Here is a 24,592-nt window from a genome sequence, read left to right as displayed (position 1 = left end):
CTAAAATTGCCAGAACGGTAAGTTAAATATCCACCCCATAACAGTAAATGCTGTCAGCAGTAGACTAAAAAGAAGTCCCAGTAAGCGCCATTGCATCACTTGTTTTAGCATGACAAATTCAGGGACACTTGCAGCGACAGTGCTCATACAAAACGCTAATGTCGTACCAATGGGAAGACCATTTCTCAGTAAACTCTCCATGATAGGAATCACCCCCGTGGCATTGGAATACAAAGGGATACCAATTAAGACTGAAGCTGGAACCGACCACCACTGACCTGCGCCTAAGTGGGCTTCTATCCAGCCATCAGGTACAAAACCATGTAAGCCTGCACCTATACCCACGCCAATAAACACCCATTTCCAAACCCGACCGATGATTTCAACCATTTCTTGTTTGGCGAACTGATGTCGATACAAAAGCGTGATTGCAGACTCTTCGTTACTAACGTTCAGATTTCCCTGAGTATGCTGTTGGGCTTGGGCTTTCTGCATGGCTTTTGCTGCAAATGGCTGTAACCAACGCTCTGCTCCTATCAGATCCAGTAACCAGCCACTCAACATCCCGATAAGCATTCCAATCAGGACGTACATGATGGTGAACTTCCATCCTAGTAAGCTAAACAGAAGCAATACTGCGATTTCATTGATCAATGGCGAGGTAATCAAAAATGCCATGGTGATCCCAAGTGGGATACCTGCGGAGGTAAAGCCAAGAAAAACGGGAATGCTTGAACATGAGCAGAATGGGGTGATCGCCCCGAAAACACTCCCCGTCACATAGCCAAAAAGACGGCGCTTTCCCGCAAGATAGTGTCGTACTTTTTCAACATTTAAAGAAGCGCGGAACAAAGCAATGACATAAATCATGACGACCAGCAACGCCATGATTTTACTAGTGTCTTCTATAAAAAAATGAATAGTATCTGCCAGCTTAGTACCTTGCTGCATAGCAAATAACTGGTAGGTCATCCAATCAGCAAGATGGGTAAAAACTTCAAACATATCGGCTCCTTCAACCTCGTTATTTATTTCTTTTGTGACTAAGACGAAGTCGGTGCCGAAAGGATGCAAAGAATTTTATGAATATTTATTTTATAGGGGTGCTCTGATACTTAATTAGATTCAAGAAACGATCTATTCTCGAAAAAAGCAACAAACACGCTGTTGTTCGTCGAAACGTATATGACATTGCGTTTGCAAAACGTGTTTGAGTTTTTGTCTAGCACGCTGAATACGTGATTTGGTTGCAACTAAAGTAAGTCCATTTTGCTCGGAAAACTGCTGTTGAGTAAGACCTTGTAGGTCACACTGTTTGATAATTTCGCTTTCAGACGCAGTCAGTCTTGATAGCGCTTTAGGTAGGCATTGAGCGAGGCTATCGACGGCGGGAAGTTCATGCTCTTCCAATATCGGCTCATTATCACTCAGATCCTGAACTTGTTCTTGATTCGCCTTACGTTGCTTATCAATGAGCATATTCCGCGCTACCCGATATAGCCACGCTCTTTGGTTTTGAATATCGCAAAACGCTTGCTTCTGCTGTAACGCCTTCAAGAAGTTATCTTGTAGTAAATCAAAGCTCAGCTCGGGATCACCTGTTTGCTTAAGCAGCCAGTAGTAAAGCTCGGACTCGGAAAGATGCCATGTCTCTATGAGACATGGCACTGCTGAAGTTTGTTTCGAAATACTGCTCTTAGGCATAATATTTACGCTTCATTCTCAAGGCGACGTTAACCAACGCGATTAAGACAGGCACCTCTACCAAAGGTCCAATCACACCCGCAAATGCTTGGTCAGAGTTTAATCCAAATACAGCGATTGATACGGCGATAGCTAGCTCGAAGTTGTTACCAGATGAAGTAAAGGCGATGGATGCATTTTGGTCGTAAGGAATACCCATACGCTTCCCAATGTAAAAGCTCACAAAAAACATCACCATAAAATAGATGATAAGTGGTACTGCAATACGGAATACATCCATCGGTAACTCAATGATCATTTCACCTTTCAGGCTAAACATCAAAACGATGGTTGCCAAAAGCGCAATCAGGGTAATTGGCGAAATACGAGGGATGAAGACTTCGCTATACCACTGTTCACCTTTTGCTGAGACCAATAGCTTACGGCTTAGGAACCCTGCTAAGAAAGGGATGCCTAAATAAATTAAGACGCTTTGTGCAATATCCCAGATAGTGATGTCAACAACGAAACTTTCAAGGCCAAAGTAAGGGGGTAAAACAGTAATAAACAGCCATGCCATAAAACTGTACGTGACAATCTGAAACGCGCTATTTAAGGCAACTAAGGTTGCTCCGTACTCTTTGTTTCCGCCGCTGATGTCATTCCAAACCAACACCATTGCGATGCATCGAGCAAGGCCAATCAGAATAAGTCCCACCATATAGCCAGGTTGATCACGTAAGAAAATGATGGCCAAGATGAACATCAAAATCGGTCCCACGAGCCAGTTCATCACTAAAGAAAGCGTTATCGCGCGTTTATCACGAGTTACCTCACCTAAAAGGCTATAGTTCACTTTCGCCAATGGCGGGTACATCATTAAGATGAGGCCAATAGCAAGTGGGATATTGGTTGAACCAACAGATAGGCTTTCGTTCCACTGAGCGACTTGAGGAAATAACACGCCAATCCCGACACCAACTGCCATTGCAAGAAAAATCCATACGGTTAAGTATCGATCAAGAAAACTCATTTTTTCAGATGCGCTGGTTTCGACACAGCTTGAGACATTACTCATACAAACCTCTTTCATTTAAAATTGATAAACCAACGGAATAGAGCATTATTCGTTCACAACATTCGTACATGATTTGCCTTTGATGAACTGCAACTCTGACTCGATAAATGTCAAATTATGCTTAAGGGTGATCTCCAGTACTTGCTTGACCCAAGGAGCTAACGAAGGGTTGATTTGGTAGTAAACCCACTTACCACGTCGCTCATCCAGAACAAGCTCGTGTTTTCGCAATTCGGCAAGATGCCGAGAGACTTTGGGTTGACTGAGATTTAGCGCTTCCATGAGATCACAGACACACAACTCTCCTTGCTTCTGCATCAACAGCAGAGACTTAAGCCGAGTTTCTTCAGAAAGTGCTTTGTAAAGAAGGATTGGATCAAACATAGGAACCATTCAATGCTATAAAACATATGAAATATCATATATCTTATCTTTCATATATGTCAATTTTCCAATTAAACAGTGCTTCTGAGAGATAAGTTAGATTAGGAAAAGTAAGTCGATAACTATGAGAAATTAGCGTCTTAATATTGAGACTAAATTGGAATGAGGCAAAACAAGTCAACACGAACCTTGCAGACTTAAGGACATAAAATGAACTACAGAAGTCAATAGAGCGAGTAATGGAGGTGCCGTCATGCGCTGCTTTGCGATGGTCTATCCAACATATGAGCACAAAAAAAGCGAGCACAAAGCCCGCTTCTATCTTTTTGATTTTAAATGTAATTAAAGCAATCCAACCGACTATTGGGCGATCACAAATTCTTCGTTGGTTGGGTTTCTATTAGTATCGCACCTACTAACAGGGATTTGGACATAAACGCGTTACGAACCATAACACACTTTAATTTTTTGGATTACCTCAAGTATTGCAACCATACACTCAGAATGACATGAAGGGGGCCAAATTCAATTATCCAATACAGATAGCTTTGGGGTAACAGCCTGTTGCGTTATGCTTATCCCAATCTTTATTGACTCGCGAATCCCCATGCCTAACGACGCATTCAACACTCAACTTGCAGAGACAATTTCTGCTCTTAACTCACCAAGCTTTACGCCTAAACTGATGCGCGTTATTGCTTCGTTATTGAGTTTTGATTGCGCGGTGATCCTCGGCTACCGCGAAGGCAAACACCCTATCTACTTGTATGATTCGATTGAAAATGAACGCGAGCTTTTGTTCCAGCGTTATCTCACCACCTCTTTTCAAAACGACCCGTTTTACCAGAAGCTTAACGCCAACAAAGAGCAAGGCATCTTCACGCTCAAAGATGTCGTAGGTAAAGACGTCGCGCGCAACGATCTCGATTACCAAGTCTACTGTGAGCAGTTTTACCATCAAACGGGCTGGAAGGATGAACTTAGTATGCTGATCGAAATCGAGCCGACACGTTGGGTGATGCTCTACTTCGGTTTTATGCAGGACGATAAGCGCTTCACCAAGGCTCAAGTCACCAAGCTCAAATCTTACTTCGCGATTATTCAGTCTTTGTGCCAACAGCACTGGAAACAAACCGAGTTTACACTCGCCGAACCAGTCTTCAGCCCTAACGTCTATTCAGGACAAATGCGTGCCGCGATTGAATCCGCACTGGCATCGTTTGGCCAAACCGTCCTCACTAATCGAGAACAAGAAATCGCGGCATTGATCGCGCAAGGCTATGACAGCAAAGAGATTGCAACGCAGCTAGATGTGGCTGAGGGCACCGTTAAGAACCACCGTAAACGCATCTACGCACAACTGAATGTGGCGTCGTTGAGCGAGTTCTTTCAGCTGTTTCTTAACCACCTGATCACTCAATCAAGATAACAAACTGTCCCTTTAGGGATATATCTCGATTCCGCATCGCCTTTTAATCTGAATACAACCAAACCAGATAAAGATAAGACGATGACACTGATTGAAGATTTACAAGCTCGCGGCTTGATTGCCCAAGCGAGCGATTTAGACCAAGTTCAACAACTGCTTTCTACGCCACAAACCTTGTACTGCGGTTTCGATCCAACCGCAGGTAGCCTGCACATTGGCCACCTTGTACCACTAATTATGCTCAAGCGCTTTCAAGACGCAGGACATCAAGCCATTGCTCTGATTGGTGGTGCAACGGGTATGATCGGTGACCCGAGCTTTAAAGCCACTGAGCGGAGCTTAAACTCAGAAGAAACCGTAACGGGCTGGGTACAAGATCTGTCGAATCAAATTCAACAGTTGATTAATAACCAAGTCAGCAAGCCAATGATCATGGTAAATAACGCAGATTGGGTGAAGAAGATTAACGTGATCGACTTCTTCCGCGACGTAGGTAAGCATTTCTCCGTAAATACCATGATCAGCCGAGAGTCGGTGAAGCTACGTTTACAACGTCCAGATCAAGGCATCTCATTTACCGAGTTCAGTTACGCACTGCTGCAATCTTACGACTTCGCAGAACTAAACCGTCAGTACGGCTGCCGCCTACAAATCGGTGGCAATGACCAATGGGGCAACATTGTTAGCGGCATTGACCTTACTCGCCGTCAAAATGGTGAGCAGGTCTTCGGTCTAACCTTACCTTTGATCACCAAATCTGACGGCACTAAATTTGGTAAAACCGAAGGTGGCGCAGTGTGGTTAGATCCAAGTAAGACCTCGCCTTACGCTTTCTACCAATTCTGGTTATCCGCGGAAGATGCCGATGTTTACCACTTCCTGCGCTACTATACCTTCTTGAGTTGCGATGAGATTGCTGCAATTGAAGCACAAGACAAAGAGAGCAAAGGCAAACCACAAGCACAGCGTATCCTAGCTGAGCAAATGACGCGTTTTGTCCACGGTGAAGAAGGCTTAGCAAGTGCAGAGCGAATCACTCAAGCGCTATTTAGTGGCAATGTGCAGCAGCTAAGTTTGAGCGAGCTAAAACAGTTGGAACTCGATGGCTTGCCCAATATGCAAAGTGCTGAGCGAGACTTGTTAGAGCTTCTGGTTGAGTCAGGCTTAGCCAAATCAAAACGCATTGCCCGTGAACTGATTGGCAGCAACGCCATCAGTGTGAATGGCGAGAAAGTTGATGCAGAAAACCCAAACTTGAACTTCCCGCTGTTCGACCAGTACTGGTTACTTCAACGCGGTAAAAAGCACTTTTACTTGGTGAGACGTATAGTGGGTTAACACACTTCAGTTAGGGGCACACCGTACCTCAAATCATTATTTGCCATTGAACATTGCAATGGCAAAATGATGACGCTGATAATTTAGTGATATTTGCAGGTCTAATATTGCACAGCAGTTTATAGTGGATTAGCAAATTTAGTTGGAGATCTAGGCATAAGGAAGAGTATATCAAATTACGCTTTAGATAACCGAGTAGCTAAACGCTCGCAACACAGATAGGGGCAGAAACAAGTCAACACGAACCTTGCAGACTTAAGGGCACAAAATGAACTACAGAAGTCAATAGAGCGAGTAATGGAGGTACCGTCATGCGCTGCTTTGCGATGGTCTATCCAAGATACAATAACAAAAAAAGCGAGCACAAAGCTCGCTTCTATCTATTTGATTTTAAATGTAATTAAAGCAATTCAACCGACTGTTGGGCAATCACAAATTCTTCGTTAGTTGGAATCACTAGGGCAAGTGCGTTAAGCAGCTCAGACTTACCAATGATACCCGCGCTGCCAAAGCGTGCGTCTTCGTTACCCTTCACATCTTCGACAAAGCCAAGTAGACATAGGTTGTTTAAGATCTCGCTGCGGATATCCAGCGCATTTTCACCGATACCACCGGTGAAAATGACCGCATCTAGGCGATCGAGTGGGATCAGGTATGAGCCAATATATTTGGCGACGCGGTAAGTGAATACCTCGAATGCCAATTTCGCGCCTTCGTGGCCCTCTTCCATAGCTTGAAGAATGCCGCGCGCGTCAGAAGTCACACCCGATACGCCCAAGAAACCTGATTTCTTGTTCAGCGTTTCAAAAACTTGCTCCTGGGTCCAACCTTTTTTCATCAGGAACTCGATGATACCTGGGTCTAGGTCACCGGAACGTGTACCCATCATAAGGCCCGCTAGCGGAGTGAAGCCCATTGAGGTATCGACTGATTGACCATCTTTGATGGCACACACAGACGCGCCGTTACCCAGGTGAACGGTGATGAAGCTGCACGACTCGACGGGTTTATCCAGCATTTTTGCCGCTTCACGGCTAACGAAGTAGTGACTCGTACCGTGGAAGCCGTAGCGACGAATACCGTATTGTTTGTACAGTTCGTTGGAAATTGCGCCTGTAAACGCTTTTTGTGGCATGGTTTGGTGGAAAGCAGTATCGAACACGGCAAACTGTGGCAGTGCCGGGAAAGCGTCCATCGCCGCTTTGATGCCTTTCGCGCCAGCAGGGTTGTGCAGAGGAGCAAGATCAGAAAGGTTTTCGATCTCTGCCAGCACGTCTGCATCGATACGAACCGTTGAGGTGAATTTCTCACCACCATGAACAATGCGGTGACCCACAGCGACCAAATCCTTGTCCAGACCTAGCGACTCGATGAGTAATACAATACGATTAATTGCATGCTGATGATGGTTGTCTGGCGCGTCAATCGCTTCTTCTATTTTCTCGCCATTAAACTTCCAACTGATGGTCGCTTCGGGCAATCCAAAGCATTCACCCAAACCGGAAACGATTGCGTCACCAGTGGCAGAATCAATCACTGCGAATTTTAGTGAAGAACTGCCAGAGTTAATCACTAGAACGTACGAATTAGACATGGGGGAGAGTTCCTGTTTCAACGTGAGTGGGGAAAGCCGTCTGCTTCATCTACTTAAAATCATTATTCAATATTTTTTTAATCTTTCAACTAATTTTATCAACATTAAACAAATCAGATAAAATTTATTGATCTGCCGCAAAGTCTGAATTTTTTCTTAGCTAAAAATTAATACAAATTGTCACCGACTTTAGGCTCTATAGAGTGTTCTTATCTGACAAAAGGCAAGCGTAAACCCTAAATGTTGCAAACATCGGATGAGACGCCGTTTGGTATTCCCGCGAGAACATGCCTACACTTTAAAAAAGCAGTGTTCAGTCAATTGCGTACCCGTGATGCTGCCCTACTTTGCTGTTAATCCGCTGATGAGAGATAAATGTGTCAACCATTGCGATAAGCTTTATTGCCCTTGGCATTCTCCTACTCACCGCTAGCCTTGCGACCGCGCGTGAGATCTGCAACAACACTCGCTACATTGGTTGGCGGTTGCTGACATTACTGATCTTTCTTTTTATCGCTGGCTACAGTGCCATTTTCCTTATTTTGCTTAATGACAGTGATGTCGGTCATGTGATGTTTGCACTCAGCAGCATTCTTTTTGCCGGCAGCGTGTTCGTCTTTATGGTGACACGCTTTAGTTTAAGCAGCATTTCTCGCCTAAAGGATTTGGCCGAGCAAGAGAAGTACAACTCACTGCATGACTCGCTCACCGGGTTGCCCAATCGCAAGTACTGTATCGACGCCTTAGATGAGTACATTGTCAACGGGCGCACTTTTCAGTTTCTGCTGCTCGATATTGTCAACTTCAAACAAGTCAATGACGGCATGGGCCATTTTTGTGGTGATCAACTCTTGATTCAAATCGGTCACAGATTGAGTGCCTTGATGGGTCAAGATGCGATGTTGGCGCGTCTTGGTGGTGATGAATTTGCGGTGATTGCCAAGCTAGAGCATCGAACAGAAGGGCTTAAATTGGCCAAGAAGATCAACAAAGCGTTGAGCCAACCCTTTCTGCTAGAAGGATTTGAGCTGACAAGCAGCGCGGCGATTGGCATTAGCCGCTTTCCCGATCATGGGCTGAGCGCCGAAGCGTTGATGAAATCCGCTGATATGGCGATGTATTGGGCGAAAAATAACGGCAGCCTCATTGCCCATTATGATGAGCGCATGTACCAAGGGGCGAAACAAAAGCTGCAGATCTCACGTCAGATTGATGCGGCACTCGAAACCAACGAGTTCCAAATTTTCTATCAACCGATCATCAATAGTAAAAAAGAGGCGGTGTGTGGTTATGAAGCCCTGATTCGTTGGATAAAAGATGACGGTACGGTGATTAGCCCCGTCGACTTTATCCCGATTGCCGAGCAGAGCCACAAAATCGTTTCAATCACCAATTGGGTGCTAAAACGAGTGACGCGGGATATTGCGCAATTTCAGCAAAGTGGCATTCATTATCCTGTTCACATTAACCTGTCCGCCAAAGATTTGATGGGCCAAGGTTTGGTCAATCAACTGCGTGAATTGGTTGACGAACACCCGGCGATTACCGATTACATCGTACTGGAAATAACGGAAAGTACCGCCATCAACCGTTTGCACAGCCCAGAGAAACTGCTCTCTTCGATTCGGGCGTTAGGGTTCAAAATCAGCTTGGATGACTTTGGTACCGGCTACTCTTCTCTCTCTTTATTGCGTGACTTGCCCGTCGATCAAATCAAAATCGACCGCTCTTTTTTGTATCAACTGGACACCAATGATCGCAACGACTCTATTGTCGCCAACGCCATCACCTTGGCGCACGGCTTAGGGTATACCGTGGTTGCCGAGGGCGTGGAAGATCAATCGGTGCTTCGCACACTGAAAGGCTATGGCTGCGACTATATCCAAGGGTATTACTACAGCCCAGCCATGGCGCTTGACCAAGCCATTCGTTGGACTCATGACCACACGACTCAGACAGCGGCCCCACTCACTCAATCCCATAGCCTCTAACAAGGGGCTCAAACCACCGTTCAAAAAGTTATGTTTGTAGAAATTGACAGGTACAACCAGTTAGCTAAAGGTAAAATTTCGCACCCACTCATTCACGACCTATATAAGAGCAAAAAAGCACAAAACCCACCATATTCACCTTCGCCTAAAAACATTCTAAAAATAACCAATAAAAAATATAAAAACACAAAACACTACCTGTAACCTGCTGTTTTTGTTTGTAATTTCAAATCTCTAACGTTTTATCATGTTTTTGAGAGCTTCATCGAACTTTCAAGATAAAGTGCATCCCACGTAATCAAACGTGATAACCCGCTCATTTCGTTACGTTTATCGAATGGGCTGATTCAATATGGACTTTATGATGAAAAAAACGATTCTTGCAGTAGCCATTGCCTCTCTTTCTTCAACAGCAATGGCGGTTGAGCTTTACAACAACGACGGCACGACTTTCGCCGTTGGCGGTCACGTATCAGTTAACCTAAACGGTTCTGAGCAAGGCGACACTGGCGTTGGTTCTAACTCTCCACGCATCAACTTTACCGCTACTCAAGACCTAGGCAACGGCTTCACAGCTGACGCTCGCGGCGAATGGCAACTGAACTACCTAGACGGCGGTGACAACACTTTCACAACTCGTCTTGGTTACGTTGGTTTAACTCATGAAGATTTCGGCCGCGCAGTAGCAGGTACTCAGTGGGCACCTTACTACGACGTAGCGGGCGTAGCAGATATGCCAATCGCGTTTGCTAACGACTTTATCTACGACAACCACGGTGCATTTGGTACTGGTCGTGGCGAGAACATGATCTCTTACCGTAACGGTATTGATCTAGATGAAGCAGGCGCACTAAACTTTGGTCTTGCTTGGCAAGGCAGCCAAACCACTTACGACATCTACACTGACGAGGGGTCAGATGTAACAGGTGACACTAACGCGTCTGTAAAATTTGGCTACAAAACTCAAGTTAAAGATCGCGTTCAAGCTACTGTAAGTTACGAGCTAATGGGTGCAAAACTAGGTTATGCATACAACAGCGGCGACATCAAAATGTTTGGTGAAACGGAGACAGCTCAGTCTCACGTAGTATCAGCTGCGTACGGCACCTACGGTAAAGGCTTGTATGTTGCAGGTGTTTACGCTTCAAATGAATTTATGCAATCAGGCTCTGAGACATACAAAAACGACACTGCTAAAGGTGTAGAGCGTTTCCTTATGGAAGAAAGTACAGCATACGAGTTCCTTGTAGCTTACGCTCTACCAAACAGCCTAAACTTCAGCATCAACTACGAAATGGTTGAAGGCAAAGAAGATAAATCAAGCTCTAGCAAAGAAACCCTTCGCGAAGAGATGGCTCTACAAGTTGAATACAACTTCAAGCCAAACTTCGTAGGTTACACAGCTTACCAGTTCGATCTAAACGACAAACCACAAAACGTGAAAGTTGACACTGACGACATGTGGGTTATCGGCGCACGTATCTACCTATAAGTTCTAGGTAAACGACTGTCCTTATTTGCTGGCGAATATTGCTAGCTATGCTCACCCCTTTCGGGGTGAGCTTTTTCGTTTTGGGCCCAAGATATTTTGGGCACTAGATAAGTGCATCAGCGATCATTTCGTAGTACAACATAGCCAAACATGAGACGAAAGGAGAGCGCATGAACATTGGCAGCGTTGCAGAACTGACTGGCCTATCCAGCAAGTCTATCCGCCTGTATGAGGAAAAAGGCCTCATTACCCCGCCAAGTCGCAGTGATTCCGGCTATCGGGAGTATGGCGAGCAACAGGTTCAAGAGCTGAACTTAATCTCGAGAGCCAAAAACGCCGGTTTCTCTTTGCAAGAATGTAAGGAGTTCGTCCAACTGGCGCACAACCCGCAGCGTAAAAGCAGTGAAGTGAAAGCCAGAGCACAAGTCAAACTGGATGAAGTGCAAAACAAGATTCGCCAGTTGCAAGAGATTGAAAAGCAGCTCAAAGAGTGGGTCGCTGCTTGCCCAGGTGATGCGAGCAGTGAGTGCCCGATCATTAAAGATTTAACGCAATAGATTGCATCTTTGGTCGATGCCAGTACACTGCGCGGCACGATTATAGTAATGCAAGAAACGTTTAGCATCAGGATTTGTGAGAACCCGTTATGTCTGAGTATGAGTCAGAAGAGATTGAAATTGAAGCGATCGGTATTGAAATCGACTCGCAACCTATTGAGCTTTATAAGATCTTTAAAATTGCCAATCTCGTCAGTGGTGGCGGTGAAGCCAAGCACATTATCTCTGAAGGCTATGTCGCGGTGAATGGTGAAATAGAAACGCGCAAACGCCGTAAGATCATGGACGGCGATTTGATTGAGTTCAACCAGCAGTACTACATCATCATTTGTGCCGATGGTGAAAGCAGCGGTGTCAACGACTACTACTACGCTGATGACACAGGCGAAGAGCACGACATCGAGAATCCGGTGGATGCCACGCAGCCAAGCGCACTGGAACTTGAGGAAGAGAAGTCCGTAGCCTCGACTCGGGCGCCAGAGCAGAGCCCTTCGCACAAGCCTGAACCAGCGAGCGCACAAACATCATCGACACCCGATAAGCCAACACCAAGCAAAAGTGGCGGACGTAAGTCGATCGACTTCTTCTAAGCGATTGATATGGTCGGCATGTTGACCCCGTTGACATGCCGCTGACTAACTTTCCGAAACGGAAATTCCTCTTTTCCACACCGTCTTTCAGATTTGGATTACATTAACGCCATCGATTAGTGCATGGATGCGTTTCACGTAAATCAATAAGAGAGATAAAAGAAAGATGAACGCACAGCTCAACACACCGTTTACCACACTCATCATCGACCGTCAGCCCATGTTTCAAGAAGCCCTTACTCAGGTCATTGAAACACTTTTTCCGAATGCGCAGGTGGAAGCGACCAGCTCATCACTCAGCGCACTGCAATATTTGCGTCAACACCCCTGTCATTTGGTGGTGCTTGATGTTGAACTCGACAACTCTGACGGTTTTGAATTTGTGCGCCGCGCCCGAGCTCGCGGTTACACAGGCAAAATTGTTTTTGTCTCAGGCCACCATCACCCACTCTATTCCGATACTGCGCATAAAATTGGCGCCAATGGGTTTGTGTTAAAAACAGAATCGACCACCACCATTGCCGAATCGATCAATAGCGTGGTGCGTGGCTACTTGGTTTTCAAGCAAGACGCTGACCAAAGTGCAAAACATCCGGCGCTTTCAAGTCGAGAAACCATCGTTCTCAACTACTTGATTCAAGGCTACTCGAACAAGCGGATTTCTGAGCTGCTCTCTTTGAGCTCGAAAACCATTAGCACCTATAAGACCCGCATTCTCGATAAATACCAAGTTGAGTCCATCATCGAGTTGACTCGTCTGCAAAGTCAGCTCGCCGCCTAAGTACGATAGATTTAACCGGAGAACACGTGCTGCTTGAGTTTACTCACCAGCAGATCGTGTAATGGGCTCCCTCGATTCTTTAAGCGAGATATGCTGACAATCGGGGGCAGCGGCGTTCCCATAAGGCTGTCAGGGAGCACAGTCACCGCCAGATTTGGCCGCTTGGTCAGCGCGGGAAGCTTAGGTAAGAAAGCAGCGCACTCGATTTCATCAAGTACCTCAAACAAACAGGTCATATTGTCTACGGTCGCGATGTCATTAATGGCAATGCCGCGCTCTGCCAATGCCACTTTGGTGGCGGCTTTCGAATGCTGCCACCCTTTCATTTCCATTAATACAAACGGCATCGCTAGCAAATCGTCTAGAGTTCGCCCAGCATAGCGCTTGGCGCAGATAATACTGGCATCACACTGCCCGAGCCTGTGCTGGTAGAGGTTCTTCGTCAAGTCACCGTTAAAGTATTGAACGCCAATATCGACTTTATCGTCAAGAATGTGGCTGACCGAATAGTCATTCCAAGTGGTGATATCAATCGGCGCGCGTGGGAACGTGTCGAGCAAGTCAATCAGAAGATCTTTACCTACCAAATATTGCACCACGCTCGGCAAAGCGATTTTTATCGGCTTTTGATACAACTGAGGTTCAAACGTTTTGTCTTGTACCGAATATTGGATAAGCTCCAATCCTTGCTCAACACCAGGCAAAAGCTTGAGCGTGAACTCAGTGGGCTCAAACTCGTGTGCTCCTCTGACAAATAAAGGGTCACCAAGCTGCTCTCGCAACTTAGCGAGATGCTTACTAACCGCACTTTCGGTTTTTCCCAACTCTTTTGCGACCGGTTTTAACTGCTTATGTTTCGCCAACAGCAGCAATACTTTAAGTAAATTGAGATCAAGCTGAGACTTCATAATAAGAGACGAGTTTGATAGTTTTGGATAATGCCACCGTAGCACAATCCACTATACTCGCCAATGCGCAGCGCCTTAGGTGATTCTCTTCACACATTCATCAATATTATTGAATAATCACTCAATAATATGGTCTATTCACTGCATCTATATCAAAATTAATAGAGAATCGTTATCAGTTAACGCGCTTCTTGTTGGCAGTAGCATCAAATGTATGAAACAATATTCAAAATTTTTGCTTAACGCAGATAACCACAATAAAATCAATGATTAAGCAATCTAAGGCTAGGTCTTTATTTCGATATGTCTAAGTACACCATCCACAGTCTGTTTGATACGCTCAAAGCTGCAGAAGAGGCTGAAAGCGGCGGTGCGGTAGAGTCGATTGACCATAACGCTGAGCATCCTCTCTCTGGCGCTCAGCTCGACGGCCTAATGGACAACCACTTTAAGCACATGTTTGATGTGTTTAATGACGGTATCTTTTACATATCTGACAATGAACATGTCTGCTTTTATAGCCCCGCCTTTTATCGCCGATTTGGCATCAATACCGGCCATTCTTGTTTGAATGATTGGCTGAAACTGGTGCATCCATTGGACAGAGAAATGCTCGATGGTCGCGTCAATGAGCACATCGCGCAAGACAACCTCAAAATGACCACGCAATATCGTATTCGTGCCACCACCGGCGACTACGTTTGGCTAGAAGCGACGTCTATCACCAAAACCATCAACGGTAAGCGTTTTATGGTTGGGTGCCACAAAGACATCTCACAACAAAAAGATATGGAAGCGTTTTTACGTCACACGTCGCTGTTTGATATTCCGACAGGCCTTGCCAACGAGCAAAAATTGACCCTCGATCTCAACCAGCTGACCGCGCCGGTGGGCGAACAGTATCATCTACTGAATATCCATGTTAGCGATCTGCGTACCTACCTTAGCCTGTATGGCTCACAGAGTATGCGCGATGTGCTCAATCACCTGTTGATCAGCCTAAAAACACTGCCTGATGTGTTGGTGGATATTTACCGTATTCGCTCTGATGACTTTGTGATTCTATGTCAAGGTGACTACACCACCGCTGCACTGAACGATCTCGCCCAGCGCATTATTACGCAGTACCAAAATGCGCTCAACGAACAGGGCGTGTTGTACGGCCGTGATATGGTGATAGGCATCTACCCTAACTTCCCTACCGATGCCGCGCCTGAAGATACCCTTAAAATCGCTGCGCGTACCTGCCACTTTGCAGTGGAACAAGGTGACGGAATCATCAGCGTTTATGATGACAAAACCAAAGATAAGGTCGATCGCCACTTCTACATCGAACGTGAACTTGGTGAGGCAATTCAAGGTGAAACGCTGAACGTGAAGTTTCAGCCTATTATTTGTACCCAGCAAAACCGCGTGGCCAGCTTTGAAGCACTCGTACGCTGGAAAAGCCGCGAGATGGGAGAAATTTACCCCGACGAATTTATAGCGCTAGCGGAAAAGAAAGGCTTAGTGTCTGAATTGGGCTACTTTGTGTTTGCCAAAGCCTGCGAGTTCATCAAAGCCTACTCACAGCAACATCAATCGAGCGTTCGGGTGAATATCAACGTATCCGTATTGCAGTTGCTGCAACAGGATTTTCCGAAAAAAATTAAAACCATGGCAGACCACTACGGCGTGCCTACGAGCAGTATTGTGCTAGAGCTGACAGAAACCATCATCCTTGATGGCAATCAGAGTGCTTTTGACCAACTCTACCGCCTCAATGGTTATGGTTTCTTACTCTCGTTAGACGATTTCGGATCCGGCTACAGCTCTCTCAATAGTTTTTTTGACCTGCCGCTAAAACAGATCAAAGTCGACAAATCCATCGCGTGGCGCTCGCTGCAAAACCCCGCTACCTTCGAGTATCTCGCCTTCATCACTAAGCTGTGCAAAAGCTACAGCGTCGATATTGTCATTGAGGGAATAGAGAGCGCCGAAATGCAGCGAATCTTCACAGATATGGGCGCGTCCTATTTGCAAGGCTATTGGTTTTCAAAACCGCTCTCTCTGGCAAGCGCCAGCCGCTACACCACCATTTAATCGCGACAGGGCGATACTACACCGTTTGGCCAGCCCACTGATACTGGCCCCAATAGCTTGCTATATAAAACACGCTGACTCGCTAAAACGACGACAGCGAGACCAGCTCCTGCGTATAAGGGTGAGCGGGAGAGGTAAACAGCTGCTGCGTCTCCCCTTGATCGACAATCTGCCCCTGTTTCATCACTATGGTGTAATGGCACAAGGATTTCACGACATTGAGATCGTGGCTAATGAACAAATAGCTCAGCTGATACTTCTCTTGCAGCGATTTGAGCAAATCGAGCACTTGAGCTTGCACGGTTCTATCGAGTGACGAGGTCGGCTCATCAAGCAAAATGAATTCTGGCTTGAGCACCAACGCTCGAGCGATGGCGATGCGCTGACGCTGCCCACCGGAAAACTCATTGGGATAACGGTGACGAGTATTCGGATCCAAATCCACTTCTTTCATCACTTCGCAGATTTGTTCATCGACCTCTTCATCACTCCATTGCTTGTGCACGCGCAATCCTTCCCCAATCACTTCAGCCACCGACATTCTTGGGTTGAGCGCTGAGAACGGGTCTTGAAACACCACTTGCATTTTGCTGCGAAATGGCAGCATACCCGCGCGATCGAACGTGTCCAATGCGTGTCCTTGATATTCAATATACCCTTGAGAGTGAACCAATTTGAGAATCGCCATACCTGTGGTCGATTTCCCCGATCCACTCTCGCCAACCAATCCAATGGAGTGACCTTTGCGTAAAGTAAAGCTCATCTCTGTCACGGCTTTCACGTGATCCACCACCCGCTTAAACAGACCACCCGTGATGGGAAACCACACTCTCAACTGATCCACTGTCAACAAAGCGGGCGAGTCAGGTTCAACCGGAACAGGTAAGCCTCTCGGGTCTGAGTGAATCAGCTTTTGCGTGTAGGGGTGGGTCGGGTTTTGAAAGATCGCTTTGCACTCCCCTGTCTCGACTAAATGTCCGTGTTGCATGACGGCCACTCGGTCCGCAATACGGCGAACGATACTCAGATCATGGGTGATAAACAGCATCGCCATGCCCATCTCTTGTTGCAGAGCTTTGAGCAGATCCAGAATTTGCGCTTGGACAGAGACATCGAGCGCCGTCGTCGGCTCATCGGCAATCAGCAGCTCAGGCTCATTAATTAACGCCATCGCAATCATCACGCGCTGACGTTCTCCCCCCGACAACTCATGCGGATAGGCTTGTATTTTTTGCTCAGGGTGACGAATTCCGACTTTTCCTAGCCACTCAATGGCTCGCTGTTGCGCTTGAGTCGTACGCATGCCACGGTGAATCGCTAAGGTCTCAACCAGTTGTTTGCCCACCTTATGCAGCGGATTTAACGACACCATAGGCTCTTGGAAAATCATCCCAATTCGACCGCCGCGAATACCACGTAACTGACGCTCTGAACAACTGAGCATGTCAATGCCATCAAACTGAATGCTTCCTTCCAGATAATGGGCTGAACCTTTTGGCAACAACTTGAGAATCGAATTGGCTGTCACCGACTTACCTGAGCCGCTCTCGCCGACCAAGGCGAGCGTCTCCCCTTTGGCGACATTGAGTGACACTTGATGGGTGACCGTCAGAGGCGCATCACCGGCGCCAAAGCCCACCGATAAACCGTCTATGTGTAAAATAGGAGTACTCATGATTATCGTCCTTGGTGGTGGGGGTCAAACGCGTCACGTACCGCTTCGCCGACGAAAACGAGCAAGGTTAGCATGATAGAGAGAACAAAGAAGGCCGAAAAACCGAGCCACGGCGCCTGCAAATTGGCTTTACCTTGCGCCAGTAACTCACCCAGTGATGGCGAACCGGCCGGTAAACCAAAGCCAAGGAAGTCAAGCGAGGTTAATGTTGTGACCGAACCGGATAAGATAAACGGCATCATGGTCAGTGAGGCGACCATCGCATTGGGCAACATGTGGCGACGCATGATGCGCCCGTCGCTGACGCCCATCGCATGCGCGGCGCGGACATAATCAAAATTTCGGCAACGTAAGAATTCGGCGCGCACCACGCCAACTAAGCTCATCCAACTGAAGGCCACCATAATCCCCAGTAACCACCAGAAATTCGGCTCGACAAAGCTCGACAAAATGATCAATAAAAATAGGGTCGGCATTCCGGACCAAATTTCGATAAAACGCTGACCCAACAGATCCAGCCAACCACCGTAGTAGCCTTGCGTCGCGCCGACGGCAACACCAATCACGCTGGAAATGATGGTCAACACAAAACCAAACAGCACCGAAATTCGAAAACCGTAAATAATTCGGGCCAGTACGTCGCGGCCTTTGTCATCCGTGCCGAGCCAATTGACGCTATCGGGCGCCGATGGCACGCTACCGGAAATATCAAAATTGATCGTATCGTAACTGAAACGGATCAGAGGCCAAATCAGATAGCCCTTCTCTTCAATAAGCTCGATCACATACGGATCGGTGTAATCGGCTTCGGTCTCAAACTCACCGCCAAACTCCGTTTCTGCGTATTGTTGAACGATAGGAAAATACCACTGCTGATCATACTCCACCAGCAATGGCTTATCGTTGGCAATCAGCTCGGCAAACAAACTCACGGTAAATAAAACCAAGAAGATCCACAACGACCAAAATCCGCGCTTATTAGCCTTAAAGCGTTGCCAGCGAGCTTCGTTGAGCGGGTTACGTCTTTTCTTCGCTTGCATTAGCGCGCCTCAAAATCAATTCTTGGGTCAACCCAGGTATAGGTCAGATCGGAAATAATACTCAGCAACAGTCCGAGCAGCGTCATAATGTAGAGCGAGCTAAACACCACCGGATAATCCCGCTGTATGGTCGACTCGAAACCGAGTAGACCTATGCCCTCAAGAGAGAACATGACTTCAATCAGCATCGAACCAGTAAAAAAGATGCTGATAAATGCCGCAGGAAAACCCGCGATAATGATAAGCATGGCGTTACGAAATACGTGTTTGTACAAGATAGAGCGGTCGTCCAATCCTTTTGCCCGCGCCGTCACTACATACTGTTTGTTGATCTCATCCAGAAACGAGTTCTTGGTCAGCATGCTGAGCGTCGCAAAGCCGCCAATCACCATCGCACAAATCGGCAGCGCCAAATGCCAAAAATAGTCGAGGATTTGTTCATACCAACTCAGCTGCTCAAAATTGGCCGACACCAAGCCACGCAAGGGAAACCAGCTGAAGTAGTTGCCACTGGCAAACAAAATAATAAGGATGATGGCGAACAAGAAACCGGGAATGGCGTAACCGATGATCACCAGTGCACTGGACCAAATATCAAAGCGACTACCATGATGAATCGCTTTTAGAATCCCCAAAGGAATCGAGATCAGATAGATGATCAACGTACTCCAAAGCCCGAGGGAGATGGAGACGGGCAACCGCTCGACAATCAAATCGATGACGTTACCGCCTTTAAACAGACTTTCACCAAAATTAAAAGTCGCGTAGTTTTTGAGCATCTCGACATAGCGCTCAAGTAGCGGCTTATCAAAACCAAACTGGACTTTAATCGCCTCCACCACTTCGGGATCCAAACCGCGAGAGCCTTTATAACCACTCACGGCATTGTCATTGGAGACACTCAGGTCGACTTCGCTCCCACCGCCGGCAAAACGCTCCATAACACCAGAACCGAGCCCTTCCATCTGGGCTAACGCTTGCTCGACAGGGCCACCTGGCGCTATTTGAATAATAAAGAAATTGATGGTGATGATCGCCCACAAGGTGGGGATCACCAACAAAAGTCGTCGAAATATATACGCTGCCATGTTTCCCTCGAATTGGCCTTGGTCAATATCGCCTTACAGGTTTAGCGGCGCTTTTCTGGCAATTTGTCCGCTTTTTGTTTATCGACCCACCAAGTGTCAACGCCAAGGTCGTATTTGGGCGTCACAGATGGGCGTCCAAACTTATCCCACATCGCAACGCGGTACTCGCCAACATGCCACTGTGGAATCACATAAAAGTTCCATTGGAGTACGCGATCGAGCGCCTTACCCAGTGACAACAACGCCTGCGTATCTTGCTGACTGTTGGAAATCTCAAGCGTCAACGCATCCACGACGGGGTCCATCACACCGGCAGTGTTGTAGGTGGAGTCAATGTAGTTGGAGTTCCAAACGATCATTAAGTTCGGACTTGGATAAGGATTGGCGCTGTAAGACGATGACACCATGTCAAAATCTCGGTCACGCAAGCGTTTGATATATTGGGTGGTATCCACCGAGCGAATGTTCATCTCTACGCCCATGAGCTTGAGATTTTTTTGCAATGGAATCGCAATACGCTCCGTGGTTGGACTGTATATCAGCAGTTCAAAGGTGAGCGGTTGACCGGTCTCTTTGTTCGTCATCACTTTGTCTTTAAGTGCCCAACCCGCTTCATCGAGCAGTTTAAACGCCACTCTAAGCTGGGCGCGAATTCGACCACTGCCGTCGGTGACTGGCGGCTGATACTCCTGGGTAAACACTCGCGCTGGCACTTGAGATTTATAAGGTTCAAGCACCGCTAATTCGTCCTCATCAGGAAGCCCTTTAGCTTCATAGTCAGTATTTTGAAAGTAGCTGCGCGTGCGACTGTATTGACCATAGAACATGTTTTTGTTCATCCACTCAAAGTCCATCGCGTAAGAGAGTGCTTCTCGAACCTTTGGGTCGCTAAACAGATCACGCTGGGTGTTAAACACGAACCCTTGGGTGTTCTCTGGCTTCTCATGAGGGATCTCTTGTTTAACAATGTATCCCTTATCAAAGTTGATCCCGGTGTAAGAATTCGCCCAAAACTTGGCGGAATTCTCGAGACGAAAATCAAATTCGCCCGCTTTAAACGCCTCGAGCATCACGGTGTCATCGCGGTAATAGTCGTATTGAATCTGCGCAAAGTTATCGCGCCCCACATTGACGGGAAGATCGCGTGCCCAGTAATCCTCTACCAGTGAATAGGTGACGCTCTGGCCAGATTGATAATCGGTGACTTGATAGGCACCACTGCCGATAGGTGGCGTCGATAACGGTTCGGAGAGGTTTTTGTCCTGCCAAAAATGTTTGGGCAACACGCGTGTGGACTGCGCAAAGCTAAACAACTTTTCTCGATTGGGCGTCGCCATCTCAATGCGCACCGTGAGATCATCTTTAGCGGTCACAGATTGAATGTCTTGATAATAGACGCGGTATTGCGGCACCCCCTCTTTCATAAACTTATCGAAGGTAAAGGCGACATCGTGCGCAGTAATAGGCTGACCGTCGTGAAAGCGTGCTTTCGGGTTGATGTCGAGCTCTAACCAGCGGTAGTCATCCGAGTATCGGACACGCTGTGCAATTAAGGGGTAATAAGCATCGATCTCATCGCTTGGAGAGAACATTAAGGGATCGTATAGCTCGCCACTGGCCGCCGCCGCAACCCCGCGAGAAGCGTAACGGTTAAAGTTGTCGAACGTGCCGACTTGTCCATACGTCACTTTGCCATATTTTGGGGCGTCTGGATTGACATAATCAAAGTGGGTGAAATCTTGCGGATATTTTGCTTCACCAAATCCCACCAGTGTCGTTGTTTCAATGACAGCCGCATATGACGTGGCCATGTGCATCGCAAACGCGACGGCAACTAGGGTGCGCGTGATCGTGCCCATCGTTCTCTCCCTTTATTATCCTTTCCTGTCAACGAGGCCAACTCGACCTCGTTAAGCCTACTATGTCCATCAAACTATGAGCACAAGACCGTACTCAGAGCACATAGTTTAGCAATTCAAATACTTGGATAAGTATATACGTAACTCCCGCCAAGATGTAAGCATCTGTGCGTCATGGTTTCGTCAATGTGTTTGGGGATCAGCGATAGAAGATTTCGCCCGTTTGCGCGTTGAGATAAATTTTGTTCGCCTGTTTCAAACCGCCGCAATAGACAAAGTAGATATCGTCGCTACTGAAGGTAACAGAACGCACCCAACCGCCCAACTCTTCAAAGTCTTCTGGCGAGCACGTCCCCTCTTTGAGCAAACTGTCGGTGGACTGGATAAAGCGGTCAAAAAAGATTTTAAAATCGTCGGAATTTTCGATGTAGCCACTGACCGTCTCAATACGCTCTTCACGAGTAATCGTGGGCGCAACCTCGAGCAGTGCCTCCATCGGCACCCACTCAGCGACTTCCGGCCCCCCTTCTTCATACACGTAATAGGGGGAAATGCGTCCCCAACCGTCTTTTTTTTCCAAAACATGCAGTTTATCGCCGCGATACACAACACTCTCGATAAACGCCTGTTCATCGGGTTGCTCACGCACCCCAAGTTTGGCTGGGTTCACGTAATAATCTGTGATGGGCTCGGGTTCTGGCTCAGGTGGCGCTTTTTTTTCCACAGGCTTTGGTGCCTCGGGCTCCGACTCTTGTGCGGCGAGTGCCAACGCATCTTGTTGAGGCTTATAATAAAAGATGTAATAGCCGCCACCGGCACAAGCAATACCGACAAGCAGCAACAACACCATGATGATTTTTTTCATAGTTCCATACGCAAGCGCTTTGTCGTTACTGTAAAGAGTATAGCGACCATTATCAGTAACTCTTTAGCTTTGTACACAAGTTAAACAAAACTACATTCAATTTTTTCGAACTAGTCCAACTAAAAACCATGATTTTTCGTGACCAAAATCACATTTAATATTCCTATCAAGCGCTGAGATAGACTCCAGCAAACTTAATTCCACCTACTTGTTGAGGAATACTCTATGAAAACTATCATCACCACTCTTGCACTCTCTTTGGTTACTGCAACATCAGCATTTGCTGCCGACAGCCACAACTACACCCTTGATGTAGCAACAGCAAATCACGGCGCAATCGTCACGGTACTTGACAACGGACAACCCGTCAGTGGTGTTGACGTCACAGTCCGTGGCAACGGTGTCAAACATTTCGTCAGTGGTTCAAAAGGAACATTCTACGCCGCTAACTTGTTTGATAACGGCCGCACTTTCACGTTCGAAATTATTGATGGCGATAAAACACTCGCCAAAGAGCAGCGTTACCTGACCGCAAACTAATACGCCGCACTGAGAAAAGACGACGCCCCTCACAAGCCGAATGCTAGTGAGGGGCGTTATGCTATCCGTTAAAAGCGGTCACACTTGGCCGCGCAGATAAAGTCGTTTTGGTGCAAGCCTTTGATGGAATGGCTCCACCAGGTGACGGTGACCTTTCCCCACTCCAACAGTAGTGAGGGGTGGTGGAACTCCTCTTCAGCAAGCTGAGAGACTTTATTGGCGAAGGCCCACGCCAGTTGATAGTTTTTAAAGCGATACACTTTTTCCAATTGGGGGATGCCGTCTCGATCAACGATTTTCCATCCCTCCAACTCCGTTAATAGCAATCTTCGTTCCTCAGAGCCGAGGGGGGTGGCATCACTGTGGCACGCTTCACAACGCAATTCATTCAACATGGGAGATTTCCTTTGGTTCAAATAGTGGAGGGAGTAAGCCAGCTTGCATTGCCTGCTTGACGTGGGCCATTAAGTCCATGTTGCTCAGGGTATACAACTGCTTAAGATCCTCTAAAACAAAATATTGTGGCTGCATGATGTCAATTCGATAGGGCGTCCGCAGCACAGTATGGAGATCAAAAGGGGTTCGTTTTGCACTCGCGTCATCCAATGCATACACGGTTTCACCGGGCGAAGAGAGAATCCCCCCGCCGTAAATCTTGGTGGCCCCGGCTTCTTTCACCAAGCCGAACTCAACCGTAAACCAGTACAATCTTGCGAGATAGACACGCTCTTCTGGTGTTGCCGCTAACCCCATTTGGCCATAGGTGTGCGTGAAAGCGGCAAAATCGGGATGAGTAAGCATGGCGCAATGGCCGAATATTTCATGAAAAAAATCTGGCTCTTGGAGGTAGTCGAACTCTTGTCGTGAGCGTAAAAACGTCGCGACAGGAAACTTCCGTTGCGCCAAGAGCGCAAAGAACTTATCAAAACTGATCAACGCTGCCACTGGCTCCACTTGCCAGCCAGTTTCTCTGGCGAGTACGCGGTTAATGTCGCGCAGTGCCGGGACCCGATCGCAGGGCAAATCCAGCAGCTTAAGGCCATCTAGGTAGGCTTGGCATGCGCGGTTTTGTACGACCGCCAACTGGCGCTCAACTAAGGCTTGCCAAATCTGATGTTCTTCTGCCGTCCAGGCGATCTGCCCTTGCGCATCGACAGGCTTAGAGTGATACGAGGTCATGATGTCAATCCATAACAATTTTGTTACATAAAGCGTATCCACACCGACATTGCGTGACAATCATGGCTTGTTCAATCTCCGCCCAACCCAACGTAACAAATATTTTACATTTTCCGTTTTTTTACTTGTTTTTCATGGATATGAAAAGAAGTGCAAGGTTTGACTTTGGCGATATTTGCACCAAAAATCAAAACAACGAAAACAATAAACGTGCTGGATACGCCAATGACTGACTCTTCTGCTCTCTCCCCCGAACTGCTTTGGTCACCCACGACTGAGCGACAACGTAACGCCAACATGGCGCAATTCATTCAGCACATCAACATGCAAGGCCAAGCTATTGAGTCTTATCAGGATTTGCATACTTGGTCTGTTGAAAACCCTAACCAGTTTTGGCTCGAAATTTGGCAAGTCTGTGACGTGATTGGCTATCGCGGTG

At 46.9% G+C, this 24,592-nt stretch carries 22 protein-coding genes and 1 pseudogene; 10 read left to right on the top strand and 13 right to left on the bottom strand.

What is annotated here, in order from left to right:
* The 4 genes from AC6R03_RS10805 to AC6R03_RS10790 all read right to left on the bottom strand — a co-directional run bounded on the left by AC6R03_RS10805 (position 1) and on the right by AC6R03_RS10790 (position 3,145).
* The gene (locus AC6R03_RS10805) at positions 1–1,005 is read right to left on the bottom strand and encodes a permease (protein ID WP_500630738.1); all 1,005 of its coding nucleotides are present in this window, start codon (positions 1,003–1,005) and stop codon (positions 1–3) included.
* A 132-nt stretch (positions 1,006–1,137) separates the two neighbouring features.
* Positions 1,138–1,704 carry a sigma-70 family RNA polymerase sigma factor gene (locus AC6R03_RS10800; RefSeq protein WP_500630737.1) on the bottom strand — a complete coding sequence of 189 codons (567 nt, stop codon included), beginning with the start codon at positions 1,702–1,704 and terminating at the stop codon, positions 1,138–1,140.
* A complete protein-coding gene (arsB, locus tag AC6R03_RS10795; RefSeq protein WP_500630736.1) occupies positions 1,697–2,761 on the bottom strand; it encodes an ACR3 family arsenite efflux transporter in 1,065 nt (354 codons plus the stop codon). Before arsB ends, AC6R03_RS10800 begins: the two co-directional genes overlap by 8 nt.
* A gap of 45 nt (positions 2,762–2,806) precedes the next feature.
* Positions 2,807–3,145 (bottom strand): metalloregulator ArsR/SmtB family transcription factor, encoded by a 339-nt coding sequence (locus AC6R03_RS10790; RefSeq protein WP_500630735.1) that lies wholly within the window; start codon positions 3,143–3,145, stop codon positions 2,807–2,809.
* A gap of 607 nt (positions 3,146–3,752) precedes the next feature.
* Here AC6R03_RS10790 and AC6R03_RS10785 point away from each other — a divergent pair.
* Both AC6R03_RS10785 and tyrS read left to right on the top strand, forming a co-directional pair.
* Complete coding sequence (locus AC6R03_RS10785; protein WP_500630734.1) at positions 3,753–4,574, top strand: LuxR C-terminal-related transcriptional regulator; 822 nt, start codon at positions 3,753–3,755, stop codon at positions 4,572–4,574.
* An 81-nt stretch (positions 4,575–4,655) separates the two neighbouring features.
* Complete coding sequence (gene tyrS / locus AC6R03_RS10780; RefSeq protein WP_500630733.1) at positions 4,656–5,912, top strand: tyrosine--tRNA ligase; 1,257 nt, start codon at positions 4,656–4,658, stop codon at positions 5,910–5,912.
* A gap of 400 nt (positions 5,913–6,312) precedes the next feature.
* Here tyrS and AC6R03_RS10775 read toward each other — a convergent pair whose 3' ends face one another.
* Positions 6,313–7,506, bottom strand: a complete 1,194-nt coding sequence (locus AC6R03_RS10775; RefSeq protein WP_500630732.1) for an acetate/propionate family kinase — start codon at positions 7,504–7,506, stop codon at positions 6,313–6,315.
* Between the two features lie 377 nt (positions 7,507–7,883).
* Between AC6R03_RS10775 and AC6R03_RS10770 the strand changes: the two genes are divergently transcribed.
* The 5 genes from AC6R03_RS10770 to AC6R03_RS10750 all read left to right on the top strand — a co-directional run bounded on the left by AC6R03_RS10770 (position 7,884) and on the right by AC6R03_RS10750 (position 12,917).
* Positions 7,884–9,497: a putative bifunctional diguanylate cyclase/phosphodiesterase gene (locus AC6R03_RS10770; RefSeq protein WP_500630731.1), complete on the top strand. Its 1,614-nt coding sequence runs from the start codon at positions 7,884–7,886 to the stop codon at positions 9,495–9,497.
* A 364-nt stretch (positions 9,498–9,861) separates the two neighbouring features.
* Positions 9,862–10,989 (top strand): porin, encoded by a 1,128-nt coding sequence (locus AC6R03_RS10765; protein ID WP_500630819.1) that lies wholly within the window; start codon positions 9,862–9,864, stop codon positions 10,987–10,989.
* A 170-nt stretch (positions 10,990–11,159) separates the two neighbouring features.
* Positions 11,160–11,546: a Cu(I)-responsive transcriptional regulator gene (cueR, locus tag AC6R03_RS10760; RefSeq protein WP_500630730.1), complete on the top strand. Its 387-nt coding sequence runs from the start codon at positions 11,160–11,162 to the stop codon at positions 11,544–11,546.
* 89 nt (positions 11,547–11,635) lie between these two features.
* The gene (locus AC6R03_RS10755; protein ID WP_500630729.1) at positions 11,636–12,136 is read left to right on the top strand and encodes an RNA-binding S4 domain-containing protein; all 501 of its coding nucleotides are present in this window, start codon (positions 11,636–11,638) and stop codon (positions 12,134–12,136) included.
* A 166-nt stretch (positions 12,137–12,302) separates the two neighbouring features.
* Entirely contained in the window at positions 12,303–12,917 is a 615-nt protein-coding gene (locus AC6R03_RS10750) for a response regulator (protein ID WP_500630728.1), read from the top strand.
* An 11-nt stretch (positions 12,918–12,928) separates the two neighbouring features.
* Here the strand turns inward: AC6R03_RS10750 and AC6R03_RS10745 are convergent, their stop codons facing one another.
* Positions 12,929–13,825, bottom strand: coding sequence for a LysR family transcriptional regulator (locus AC6R03_RS10745; protein WP_500630727.1), 897 nt, complete (start codon positions 13,823–13,825; stop codon positions 12,929–12,931).
* A 303-nt stretch (positions 13,826–14,128) separates the two neighbouring features.
* On the opposite strand from AC6R03_RS10745, the gene AC6R03_RS10740 reads away from it, so the two are divergent.
* Positions 14,129–15,907 carry an EAL domain-containing protein gene (locus AC6R03_RS10740; RefSeq protein WP_500630726.1) on the top strand — a complete coding sequence of 593 codons (1,779 nt, stop codon included), beginning with the start codon at positions 14,129–14,131 and terminating at the stop codon, positions 15,905–15,907.
* 82 nt (positions 15,908–15,989) lie between these two features.
* On the opposite strand, the gene AC6R03_RS10735 is transcribed toward AC6R03_RS10740, so the two are convergent.
* The 5 genes from AC6R03_RS10735 to AC6R03_RS10715 all read right to left on the bottom strand — a co-directional run bounded on the left by AC6R03_RS10735 (position 15,990) and on the right by AC6R03_RS10715 (position 22,434).
* The gene (locus tag AC6R03_RS10735) at positions 15,990–17,582 is read right to left on the bottom strand and encodes an ABC transporter ATP-binding protein (RefSeq protein ID WP_500630725.1); all 1,593 of its coding nucleotides are present in this window, start codon (positions 17,580–17,582) and stop codon (positions 15,990–15,992) included.
* Positions 17,583–17,584: 2 nt separating this feature from the next.
* Complete coding sequence (locus tag AC6R03_RS10730; protein ID WP_334552075.1) at positions 17,585–18,622, bottom strand: ABC transporter permease; 1,038 nt, start codon at positions 18,620–18,622, stop codon at positions 17,585–17,587.
* Positions 18,622–19,710 (bottom strand): microcin C ABC transporter permease YejB, encoded by a 1,089-nt coding sequence (locus AC6R03_RS10725; RefSeq protein ID WP_500629389.1) that lies wholly within the window; start codon positions 19,708–19,710, stop codon positions 18,622–18,624. The genes AC6R03_RS10730 and AC6R03_RS10725 overlap by 1 nt, the downstream gene beginning before the upstream one ends.
* A 41-nt stretch (positions 19,711–19,751) precedes the next feature.
* Positions 19,752–21,527, bottom strand: coding sequence for an extracellular solute-binding protein (locus tag AC6R03_RS10720; RefSeq protein ID WP_500630818.1), 1,776 nt, complete (start codon positions 21,525–21,527; stop codon positions 19,752–19,754).
* 241 nt (positions 21,528–21,768) lie between these two features.
* Positions 21,769–22,434 (bottom strand): SH3 domain-containing protein, encoded by a 666-nt coding sequence (locus tag AC6R03_RS10715; RefSeq protein WP_500630724.1) that lies wholly within the window; start codon positions 22,432–22,434, stop codon positions 21,769–21,771.
* Between the two features lie 225 nt (positions 22,435–22,659).
* Here AC6R03_RS10715 and AC6R03_RS10710 point away from each other — a divergent pair, with 225 nt between their 5' ends.
* Positions 22,660–22,974, top strand: coding sequence for a hypothetical protein (locus AC6R03_RS10710; RefSeq protein ID WP_334552078.1), 315 nt, complete (start codon positions 22,660–22,662; stop codon positions 22,972–22,974).
* A 68-nt stretch (positions 22,975–23,042) separates the two neighbouring features.
* On the opposite strand, the gene AC6R03_RS10705 is transcribed toward AC6R03_RS10710, so the two are convergent.
* Entirely contained in the window at positions 23,043–23,369 is a 327-nt protein-coding gene (locus tag AC6R03_RS10705) for a 4a-hydroxytetrahydrobiopterin dehydratase (protein WP_500630723.1), read from the bottom strand.
* Positions 23,359–24,153: a phenylalanine 4-monooxygenase gene (gene phhA / locus AC6R03_RS10700; RefSeq protein ID WP_500630722.1), complete on the bottom strand. Its 795-nt coding sequence runs from the start codon at positions 24,151–24,153 to the stop codon at positions 23,359–23,361. The genes AC6R03_RS10705 and phhA overlap by 11 nt, the downstream gene beginning before the upstream one ends.
* A 225-nt stretch (positions 24,154–24,378) precedes the next feature.
* Here phhA and AC6R03_RS10695 point away from each other — a divergent pair.
* A pseudogene (locus AC6R03_RS10695) lies at positions 24,379–24,592 on the top strand (acetoacetate--CoA ligase); the annotation flags it as partial.

The sequence above is a fragment of the Vibrio sp. R10-SG-ISO4 genome, from assembly GCF_059834135.1.
This window is presented reverse-complemented; position numbering and strand designations above follow the sequence as displayed.